The organism is Winogradskyella pacifica, assembly GCF_013403915.1.
Classification (GTDB): Bacteria; Bacteroidota; Bacteroidia; order Flavobacteriales; family Flavobacteriaceae; genus Winogradskyella; species Winogradskyella pacifica.
The window spans coordinates 19,963-30,458 of record NZ_JABFDI010000026.1 but is presented as its reverse complement, the minus strand read 5'-3'; the positions used below and the strand labels follow the sequence as shown (position 1 = coordinate 30,458).

Here is a 10,496-nt window from a genome sequence, read left to right as displayed (position 1 = left end):
TAAGATACGAAAATCAATGCTTCTTTGAAAATATAAAATATAAAAAAAGAGACTGCCTTTTTAGACAGCCTCTTTTTATTTGAAATTTTTAAAAACTAGAATTTATTAATACCCAACCTTTTTTCTAACACGTTGTAAAACGTCATCAGCAACCAATTTTGCTTTAGCAGCACCTTTAGCTAAAGCAGCATCAACCTCTTTAAGATTAGTCATATAATAATGGTAACGATCTCTTTGCTTTTCAAAACGTTCTACAACCAGCTCGTATAAAGCTTGTTTAGCGTGACCATAACCGTAATTTCCTCCTTCATAATTGGCTTTCATTTCTGCAATTTGAGCATCAGAAGCTAATAAACTATAAATTGCAAAGCAGTTACATGTAGCCCAGTCTTTTGGTTCTTCGAGAGGTGTGCTATCGGTTTCAATAGACATTATTTTTTTACGTAATTGTTTGTCTGGTAGAAATATATTGATAAAATTACCACGACTCTTACTCATTTTTTCACCGTCTGTACCAGGAATAAGCATACCGCTTTCTAATATTTTTCCTTCAGGTAATACAAAAGTTTCACCCATTTTAGCATGAAAACGAGACGCCACATCACGTGTCATTTCAATATGTTGTAATTGATCTTTTCCAACCGGAATAATTTCAGCATCATACAACAAGATATCTGCAGCCATTAACATTGGGTAGGTAAACAATCCAGAATTAACATCCTCTAAGCGGTCTGCCTTATCTTTAAATCCATGGGCTAAGGTTAAACGTTGGTAGGGAAAGAAACAACTTAAATACCAAGAGAGTTCTGTTACTTGTGGAATATCGCTTTGTCTATAAAACACGGTTTTTTCAATATCTAATCCAAAAGCGAGCCAAGTTGCAGCAACAGAATACGTATGGTTTCTCAATTCATCTGCATCTTTAATTTGTGTTAATGTATGCAAATTAGCAATAAATAAAAACGATTCGTTATTAGCATCGTTTGCCATTTCTATTGCTGGTAAAATAGCACCTAAAATATTTCCTAAATGTGGTGTGCCTGTACTTTGTACTCCTGTTAGTATTCTTGCCATAATATGACCTGCGAAAGCAGGTATCTCTTTAAATTAAACTTAATTAATAAGCAAAGGTAAATTTTTTAGTAGACTATAAGAAGGCATTCAGAACTCATTTGTATTTTTTGTGTTTAAGCGAAAATTAGGAATTTTAAAGTTAAATGAAGACTTTTTTTAGATTGCATAGCATCGCTACGGAATTATAGAAAAGACAAAATGTAATTTTAAAAGCGCAATTTTTTAGCAAAAAGAAAAAGTATAAATGAGTTCTTAATTTAATTAACTAGTTTTGGTGCTATGGCATTTTTGAAATATCCATTTTGGCTTTTATATCGTATTTGGTTCTACATTTTGGTAGCCATTCCGATTATTATAATGTTTCCTTTGTTGATTATTTCTATTTCTAGAGAGGAATGGTATCCGTATTTTTTTAAGTTAGCGCGTATCTGGTCTAAATTTATTTTGATAGGAATGGGTTTTGGCTATAAAATCACAAGAGAAGAAACACCTGATCCTAATAAAAGTTACATGTTTGTGGCCAATCATACTTCTATGGCAGACATTATGCTAATGTTGGTGGCAGTTAAAAATCCATTTGTGTTTGTAGGGAAACAAGAATTGGCAAAAATCCCACTATTTGGATTCTTTTATAAGCGTACTTGTATCTTAGTTGATAGAAGTAGTTCTAAAAGTAGGCAAGCTGTGTTTTTAAGAGCACAACGCCGTTTAAAACAAGGAGTCAGTATTTGTATTTTTCCGGAAGGAGGAGTGCCAGAAGAACATATTTTATTAGATGAATTTAAAGACGGAGCGTTTCGTTTAGCGATTAACCATCAAATACCTGTAGTGCCAATTACGTTCTACGATAATAAAAAACGCTTTTCATATACGTTTTTCAGTGGAAGTCCTGGTAAAATGAGAGCAAAAATACATCAGTTTTTACCAACGAATGGTTTAGCTACGGCAGATACTAAAGCGTTAAATGAAAAATCTCGGACTTTAATTTGGGATGAATTGAGTCGTAGTGAGATCACAAAAAAAAGCCACCCTAACCAAGAGTAGCTTCTGTTATTATTGCTTTTTCATAGCATATTACTAGCAATAACCTAACTTAAATTAACCTAAAACTTAAAACTTAATCCTGTATACACTCCAATAAAGAAAGGTTTAAAATCTCCTGTTGTATTATTGAAGGTATTTATTTGATATTTAAATGTGGGTTCAAGATTTAGATTCCATTGTTTAGAAAGGGTGTAATCTAAACCTAAACCAAAATTGGCACTAAAACTTGTATCATTAATATTGTTAGCTTCTCCGATTGAAGTTGTGCTTCCGTTGATATCGGCATAAATTTCATTTTCACTTAAAAAAAAGGTGCTAAAGCCTCCGATAACATTAATCCCGAATTTTGTATCTAATAATCTATACTCTAATTCTAAAGGAATTTCTATAAAGCCAAAACGCTGATCTATTTCCCCTATAACTTGAGTATTGAATAATTCTGGTGTAGAAGACATATTCATCAGTTTAGCACTCATAAAAGAAACAGGCTGCGCGTCTGAGTTAAAAGAGATATTACTAAAAGAAGCGTCAAGACCTCTAGAAGCTGTTTCCGTACCTGTATAAGCAAATACGTCTGAAGTAGTTTGGTTAAGTTGAACACGGTTAACACCAGCTCTAATTTTTAGTTTTTTAGAAACAGAGTAACTACCAGCAATACCGTAGCTTATATTAACATCCGAACTTTTATTGTTTTTATTAAACTGTTGGTCTAAAGAAGAACCTTTACCAAAGGAATTAAAATAAACAGGCGCAACATTTGGGGCGATACTCCACTTGTTTTGTTCATCTTCTTTTGCTTCTTTATCTATAATTTTGTTGTTTTCTGCAATAGCATTTTCAATGCTCTGTTGTTCTGGTATTTTAACTATTACATTCTCAGGTTCAGCATCATTTGTTTTATTTGTTTCAGAACTATCTGTTGCTGATTTTAATATTTTAGATGTTGAATTTTCTGTTAGAGTAGTGTTGCTTTCTTCAATAGTCTTTTTAATAGCAGATTTTTGTTCTGCTTCGGATGCCAATTGTGTTTTGCTATCTGTCTTTAAATTAGAATGAGACGTTTTAGTTTGATTAGTCACTTTTACATCTGTAGCCTTATCAGTAACTGAGGATGTATTGTTTTGCCTCTCAGTTGTATTTCTTAGTTCTTTATCAGTGTTATTAGCAACAGTATTCGATTTTTGATTCGAATTTTTAGGAGTTGTTAATTGATTTGATGGTTTCGTATTCTGAGAAGTTTCATTTTCAGAACTATTTACATTAGATTCTTGTTTTGTTTCAGAATGAGAATCCACAATCTGAGTGTTTTCGTCTGTAACTATTTTAAGATCGTTCTGGTTTTTAATTGATAAAGAATTTGAATTTTCTTCTTCTGATGTGTTGTTTGAATCTTCCGTATTGACAATAGGAAACTCTTGAGATTTATTGTCGTCTGAATTATATAAAGTGATACCAACAGTGAACAATAACGTAATTGCAGCTGCAACTCCTCCGATTTGCCACCAAAGTGCAATAACTCTGCGCTTTTTCTTTTTATTAGGAAGGCTTTCATTTATACGATCCCAAAGCGCATCATTAGGTGCGACCTCAAAATCTTTAAACTTTTCTTGAAAAAGCCGATCTATGTTTTTCTTATCACTCATTGTTATAAACTCTGCGACTTTGAACTCGCGTTGTAGGTTTCAATCTTATCTTTTAAAATCAATCTTGCTCGTGCTAAATTAGATTTTGAGGTGCCTGTTGAAACTTGAATTAGTTCACTGATTTCAACATGAGAATAGCCATCTAAAACATATAAATTGAACACCAATCGATATCTGTCTGGTAAGTCTTGAATAATTTTTAATAAAAAATCAATACTCACATTATCATCATTGAGATCTACAGAAACATCTTCAATATTGTCTTCATTAGTAATATCATAGACTCCAACATCTTCTCTGTAGCGATGCAATGACGTATTAATTGCAATGCGTTTTAACCAACCTTCAAAAGAACCTTTATTCTTATACTGCCCTATTTTATTAAAAATAGTTAAAAATGCATCATGCAGGTTATCTTCTGCTTCTGCATAATTTTTAGAGTACTTAAGACAAAGCGAAAATAATTTACTTGCATATTGCTTGTATAATTGGCTTTGAGCTTGTACATCTTGTTTAATACAATTTTCTATGAGCTTGTCTAAACTCACATTAGTTAAGGGATTAATTAATAATTAGTCTAACTGGGTGCTAGTAGAAGTGGGTCTTTCAGCGAGAACAGGCACCTCTACTAAATAATAAATATCTTCTCCTTCCTCATCTACTCCCTGGTAAAATTTAAATAAATACGTTTCGTTTGATCTGGTTTCAAAATTTAAAGTTACAGTAACCGATTCTTCTTCTTCAACACAAGAATTATCTGAGTAAACGGAATTAATTATAGCTACAACCCGTTCATTTTCATTAATATCGTAATAAAAATTATAAAATTGGTAACAGGTAGAAGGGCGATTGTAAGTTATTAGAATTTCATAGCGTTCACCAAAGACAAAATACTCTGGTATTTCAACACTTTCTATAGGTATAATTTCTGTGCCAATAAAATTAGTGTCGTCATCAAGACTACATGACGTAAATATTGAGGTAAAAATTAAGGTTAAAATTAAAAGGGCATATCTTTTCATAATTAAAAATAATCAATTTCACCTTGTAGATGTGAAAAACGCAAAAGGGTTGCGTCTAAAACCAAAAAAATCCTGAAATAATCAGGATTTTTTTAATTTTCTATTTAGATTCTTTAATCAGCGTTCTAACTTTTGCTTCTAGTTCGTCCATAAGATCCGGATTATCTTTAATAATCATCTTCACGGCATCTCGTCCTTGACCAAGTTTTGTGTCACCGTAGCTAAACCAAGACCCACTCTTTTTAACGATTTCGTGCTCTACAGCTAAGTCTAATACTTCACCTACTTTAGAAATACCTTCGCCATACATAATGTCAAATTCTGCCAATCTAAAAGGTGGAGCCACTTTATTTTTAACCACTTTAACTCTGGTCTTATTACCCATTACGTTACTATCGCTATCTTTAATTTGCGTAGATCTTCTAATGTCTAAACGTACAGAAGCGTAGAATTTTAAGGCATTACCACCAGTAGTCGTTTCTGGATTACCGAACATTACACCAATTTTTTCACGTAATTGGTTAATAAAGATTACGGTACAATTTGTTTTGCTAATCGAAGCTGTTAATTTTCTAAGTGCTTGAGACATTAAACGTGCATGTAAGCCCATTTTAGAATCTCCCATTTCACCTTCAATTTCACTCTTAGGTGTTAAGGCTGCAACAGAATCAATTACCACTATATCAATAGCACCAGATCTAATTAAGTTATCTGCAATCTCTAAGGCTTGCTCACCGTTATCTGGTTGAGAAATAATTAAATTATCAATATCTACTCCTAACTTTTCAGCATAGAAACGATCAAAAGCGTGCTCTGCATCAATAAACGCAGCAATACCACCTGCTTTTTGAGCCTCTGCAATAGCATGAAGTGTTAAGGTTGTTTTACCAGAAGATTCTGGTCCATATATTTCAATAACACGACCTCTTGGATAGCCACCAACGCCTAAAGCAATATCTAATCCTAATGAGCCAGAAGGTATAGCTTCAACATCTACAACAGCTTGATCGCTCATTTTCATTACTGTTCCTTTTCCGTAAGCTTTGTCTAACTTGTCTAAAGTTAATTTTAAAGCTTTTAATTTTGCATCTTTTTCGCTACTCATATGTTCTTTTTTCTTAGAATTCTTCATTAAATAATTATTCAAAAATACCACTTATTTTAATTAATAACATTTCTCGTTTCAAATTACTACAAATGAAAGTGATGATTTTTTCGACTATTTAAGACTTTAGAAGACGTAATAGTATTAACTAACTCTTTTTGCCATAAAAAAACCAGAGTAAATACATACTCTGGTTTTTTCTATTGAAACAGTTAGCCTAATCTCAGGACTATAGGTTGACTATGTGTTTGGGTTTAGAATAACCCAATGTATGAGGCATCTGTTGTTCCTGTTTGCAAGGTCGCACCTTTAGTGTAACCATCTGCACTTGTAGAACTAGGGTCAAAAATATAAACATTACCTACACCTCCTAAAGAGGCTAAGGCCATATATAATTTACCGTCAATTACGCTAGCCCATTGGTACTGACGCAACCATAAATCTAATGGAATATTCATTTTAACAGCTGTTTTATTATATACATCAACACGTACAACATCCCAATTAGAACTTTCATTATCTCCTAAATCGGTATTTAAAACAGGAATATAGCCGATTCCGTTACCTACATAAAACCATCCTGTATTAGCTTCTGCATTATGACCTAAAAGTGATTTAATATCAAATTTACCATATGATGAATCATAAGCTCCATTACTAATTTTCATAATTGAAGCATCTCCAGCTGTTATTAATTGATAGGTATCTCCTAACTCATCTTTATGAGATACAGGTGTTCTGTATCCATTGGTAGAGCCTTGTGCTAATGTTGAGACAATACTAGTTTCGTTTTCTAAAGAAGGATAATCTACGACTAAGGTTTCAACGTTATCATATACCATATCTCCAACCTCACCAGTTAAAGCGTCATAAAAACGTTTAGCAACACCATAGTATAATTTACCATTAGTGATAACAGGAGCATCAATACGAAAAGTGTAAATACCTTCTGTAGACTCATCTTCGTTATAAGGAAACTCAAATGAGGCATTCTCTAAAACACTCATCGTATTTAAATCTACACGAGCTAAAGTCACTGTCGCTTTAGTTCTAATATAAGGAGATGTTTCGTCTGCTGGATCTTCATAGATGTTTTCTGTAGTTACATTGTGTAACATGGCGTAGTTATCATCTATTTTAGTCCAACGTGGATATAAAGTTCCCATAACAGCCTGGATATCGGTTGTTAAAAGTAGGTCGTAGTTTTGTCCGCTGATATAGTCGTATTTAGCAATATCTCCACCACCATAATTTAAATTATAAACAGTTTCACCATCATTAGAAGTGTATACACGTGCTGTACGCGTAGACGGAACCTCTCTACCAAAACCATTAAAAGTGAAGGTTTTATTAGGGTCATTAAGTTCTTCTACTGTAGTACCTTGTATATAGGTTTCAGATTCACCTGTAGGACTAGAACCAATCACCAAGTGGTACGGTCTGTAATTAGATTCTGAAGGCGTTGACGATGTAGTGTCATCCTCACTACATGAAAATGTTGCTAAAGATATTGCCAATACACAGGCAATATTTAGAATAGATTTAATATTGAAATTCATAATTTTTAATTTAAAATTGTTTTTATAAAATTGTAAATGAAATTTTGCCATAAAACCCTCTTCCTGGTTTTTGTAGCGCGTAATTGTCGAATAACTGATTGTTTAATATGTTCTTGACATCAAAACTTAGAGACACTTTGTTTTTAGGAAATGTGTAAGCAAAACCTGCATCAAAAGAAACTTGAGATGGAATCACTATTTTTCCTGAGCCACCAAGGACACTACTACCTCTAAAAAAATCGTGTACATATAATAAATTAGAATAGGTAGACAGTCTAGATCCTTTTTGAATAAAATCCTGTGTATTGAATTTTATGTTATAGTTCATTGTAAAATAAGGTGTGTTGGCAAGTCTTTCGTAGCTTGGAGTAATTGGGTTTCCATTTACATCATAGGTTACGTTATAATCTCTAGCATTAAAAAATGAAGAGTTGGCACTAAAAAAAAGCCTTTCCTTAAAATTATAGTTCAATGTAAAATCAACGCCTTCTGTGTATATTTTTCCAACGTTTGAATTTTCAAAAAATTCCTCATTACTACCTGTCGGAAACTGCATAATTAAATCGTCTGTGTCTCTAATAAATAGATTCGCTGTGATTCCAAACGTATGGGCTTTCAACTTTAAGTTATCATAGGTAAATCCTAGATTGTAGTTGTTGCTGTGCTCTGGTTTTAAATTCAATGCAGGATTTAAATTGGCAGCAACATTACCAAAGACTTCACTAGCTTCTGGTAAACGAATGGCTTTTTCTGCAGACCCAAATACAGTTAATTTAGGAGAGATTGAATACGAAATGGAACCACCAAAACCAAAATCGTTAGAAGTGATATTATTTTCTTCAATAATAATAGTTGAATTTGACGTGTTAGAAGATCGCGTTCGTAGTTTAGATGTTCTATCCATATAGTACGATTTTCCAAAAACTGAAGTTCTTAGTTTTTCATCAAAGGCACTATTTTCAAATGAAAGTGTTAATATCGATTTTAGATATTTGCGTTCTTCTTTTAGTGCATTTTCTGCAGCAGGAAGCATGGGGTCATCAGAATCTCGTGTAAAGGTGTTTAATAAATGATTTAACTGAATGGTGTTATTATCATTGATGTGGTAGGCCACATTGGTACGTGTGTTAATAGTTTCGTCAATATCCTGCTGTAGTGTTGGGTCGCCTGCTTCTGCGCCTGTTGCCCAAACATCAGGGTCATTGTAATAACTGGTAGGATAACCTAACCAACTGTACTGGGTTGCAATAGTATCTATGGTTTTTCTATTGAGACGCGAATACGATGCAAAAGCACTAACATCTAAGTTTTTAAGAACTTCTTTTTTTGCATAATCTAGACTATACATCTTGGTGTTCTGCTCTGTAAATCGGTTACCATATACAATTTCCATTGTGGCACCAGTTTGAATTTGTTGATCCATATTAGAAAGCAATACACCTGCTAATAATTTATCTGCCCAAGAAACGTTTGTATATCCAAATTCAGCTTTACCACCTTGAGATCTGTAGCGATCATGAAAACGTTTCGCTCTAATAAAAACATCAGGTGTTCCGGCAGAAAGCGCTACCGCAACTTGGTCTCCCCAAACTTCATAATCATTATCGGCATAGTTTACAAAGGCAGAACCTCTAGCCGTGAAGCCATTTTTGTTATTTCTGTACCCGCCATTAATATCTGTACGGTAGGTTCCGAATGATCCTGCAGAAACAGACGCTTTTAATTCATTTTTGGTAATATCATTTAGCACAACATTGATAGCTCCACCCATGGCATCATCAGATAAATGTGGAGGTACAACACCTTTGTAAACTTCAATACGTTTAATTAAAGAAGGAGGAATACTGTTTAATGAAAATGAGGGTCCAAAATTCCGAATTGGAACTCCGTCAATAAAAACTTTTACGGAATTACCAGTCATTCCGTTTAAGTTATAATGTGCATGAGATCCTAAACCACCAGACTGACGCACTCTAACACCAGCAGATTGATCTAACAACTCGTTAACTTGTATCGATTGAATTGCCGCTTCTTTGGTTTCTATAACATTAACTGCAAATCCTTTTTCTTCAATTTTTTGTTGAATGGTTTTAGATCTTACAAAAACTTCATCTAAGGCTGAAACTTCTAAAGTAACGTTAAGCTCTTGGTTTTTTGATGCTAAATCTACTGTTACGGTTTTGGGTATGTCATTTAAGGAATAGAAGGCTACGGTGTATGTTCCGTATGGGATATCTTTAAAGCTATAGCTACCATTTATATTAGAGTTGGTTTCTTTCGAGATGTCATTCCCATTTAATACAATAAATGTAGAAACAGCAGGTTCATTAGAATTGTATTTTACCTTTCCATAGAAACTTCCATTCTGACTAAAGCCAATGATGCTAAAAGCTAGGAATAAAAAAACAGAAAATATTTTGAATTGGGACACGATTAAAATTTTGGCAAAAATATCCTTATTTATATTTATTCCAAATAAAAATAGCCATTATTTTCATTTATTTTAAAGATGCGATAAGAGCCTCTAAAATTATAAAGCAATATTTATTCTCTACTGGTTTTTAAGATAACTGATTTGCTAGTTCTACGGAAGTCTATACGAGATAATTATGTGCTAGCTATTAATACCAAAAAAAAGAAATCATATTTTTTAGTTTTTTTGACGCAACCATTTTACACTTTTTGCATCTACTAAATGAAAAAGGAAATGATTGCTATGATTACCCTTAAAAAGTTGAGTTATTTTTCTGCTTTTTAACATAAGCTAGTAAAGCATTAGGTGTTTCAGTTATCGTTTATTATCCCTCAGTAACTGATAAGCCGATGTAGATTAACTTTTTAATTTGTTTTAAGTTGGTAAGTTAATCTAGTAAAGCACTTTGAAATATTCAAGGTGCTTTTTTTGTGCTTATTTTGAAGCATTTTCACTAAAAACAATACCTTTGTATTAATGGAATATAAGATTAAGATAGAAGTTGCTCGTTTTTAGAATGATCCTTTTAACTTAAGAATGATTGTAATTTAATTACAGTCTAGTCTTGTTTCTTTG

At 32.9% G+C, this 10,496-nt stretch carries 8 protein-coding genes; 1 reads left to right on the top strand and 7 read right to left on the bottom strand.

The window, feature by feature from the left end; all coding sequences use genetic code 11:
- Window positions 1-105: 105 nt before the first annotated feature.
- A complete protein-coding gene (trpS, locus tag HM984_RS16620) occupies window positions 106-1,074 on the bottom strand; it encodes a tryptophan--tRNA ligase (RefSeq protein ID WP_179349987.1) in 969 nt (322 codons plus the stop codon).
- Between the two features lie 279 nt (window positions 1,075-1,353).
- On the opposite strand from trpS, the gene HM984_RS16615 reads away from it, so the two are divergent.
- Window positions 1,354-2,118, top strand: a complete 765-nt coding sequence (locus HM984_RS16615) for a lysophospholipid acyltransferase family protein (RefSeq protein WP_179349986.1) — start codon at window positions 1,354-1,356, stop codon at window positions 2,116-2,118.
- Between the two features lie 59 nt (window positions 2,119-2,177).
- Here HM984_RS16615 and HM984_RS16610 read toward each other — a convergent pair whose 3' ends face one another.
- From HM984_RS16610 to HM984_RS16585, 6 genes are all read right to left on the bottom strand, one after another.
- Window positions 2,178-3,761, bottom strand: coding sequence for a hypothetical protein (locus HM984_RS16610; protein ID WP_179349985.1), 1,584 nt, complete (start codon window positions 3,759-3,761; stop codon window positions 2,178-2,180).
- Between the two features lie 2 nt (window positions 3,762-3,763).
- A complete protein-coding gene (locus HM984_RS16605) occupies window positions 3,764-4,309 on the bottom strand; it encodes an RNA polymerase sigma factor (RefSeq protein WP_179349984.1) in 546 nt (181 codons plus the stop codon).
- 24 nt (window positions 4,310-4,333) lie between these two features.
- Window positions 4,334-4,783 (bottom strand): hypothetical protein, encoded by a 450-nt coding sequence (locus tag HM984_RS16600; protein ID WP_179349983.1) that lies wholly within the window; start codon window positions 4,781-4,783, stop codon window positions 4,334-4,336.
- Between the two features lie 100 nt (window positions 4,784-4,883).
- Entirely contained in the window at window positions 4,884-5,888 is a 1,005-nt protein-coding gene (recA, locus tag HM984_RS16595) for a recombinase RecA (protein ID WP_040757350.1), read from the bottom strand.
- Window positions 5,889-6,142: 254 nt separating this feature from the next.
- Window positions 6,143-7,447, bottom strand: coding sequence for a hypothetical protein (locus HM984_RS16590; RefSeq protein ID WP_179349982.1), 1,305 nt, complete (start codon window positions 7,445-7,447; stop codon window positions 6,143-6,145).
- 22 nt (window positions 7,448-7,469) lie between these two features.
- Window positions 7,470-9,878 (bottom strand): TonB-dependent receptor, encoded by a 2,409-nt coding sequence (locus HM984_RS16585; protein ID WP_179349981.1) that lies wholly within the window; start codon window positions 9,876-9,878, stop codon window positions 7,470-7,472.
- Window positions 9,879-10,496 lie beyond the last annotated feature (618 nt).

Coding starts and splice junctions, on each gene's coding strand:
- HM984_RS16610 (WP_179349985.1), bottom strand. CDS start 3,761: ATGAGTGATAAGAAAAACATAGATCGGCTTTTTCAAGAAAAGTTTAAA.
- HM984_RS16600 (WP_179349983.1), bottom strand. CDS start 4,783: ATGAAAAGATATGCCCTTTTAATTTTAACCTTAATTTTTACCTCAATA.
- HM984_RS16615 (WP_179349986.1), top strand. CDS start 1,354: ATGGCATTTTTGAAATATCCATTTTGGCTTTTATATCGTATTTGGTTC.
- trpS (WP_179349987.1), bottom strand. CDS start 1,074: ATGGCAAGAATACTAACAGGAGTACAAAGTACAGGCACACCACATTTA.
- HM984_RS16590 (WP_179349982.1), bottom strand. CDS start 7,447: ATGAATTTCAATATTAAATCTATTCTAAATATTGCCTGTGTATTGGCA.
- recA (WP_040757350.1), bottom strand. CDS start 5,888: ATGAGTAGCGAAAAAGATGCAAAATTAAAAGCTTTAAAATTAACTTTA.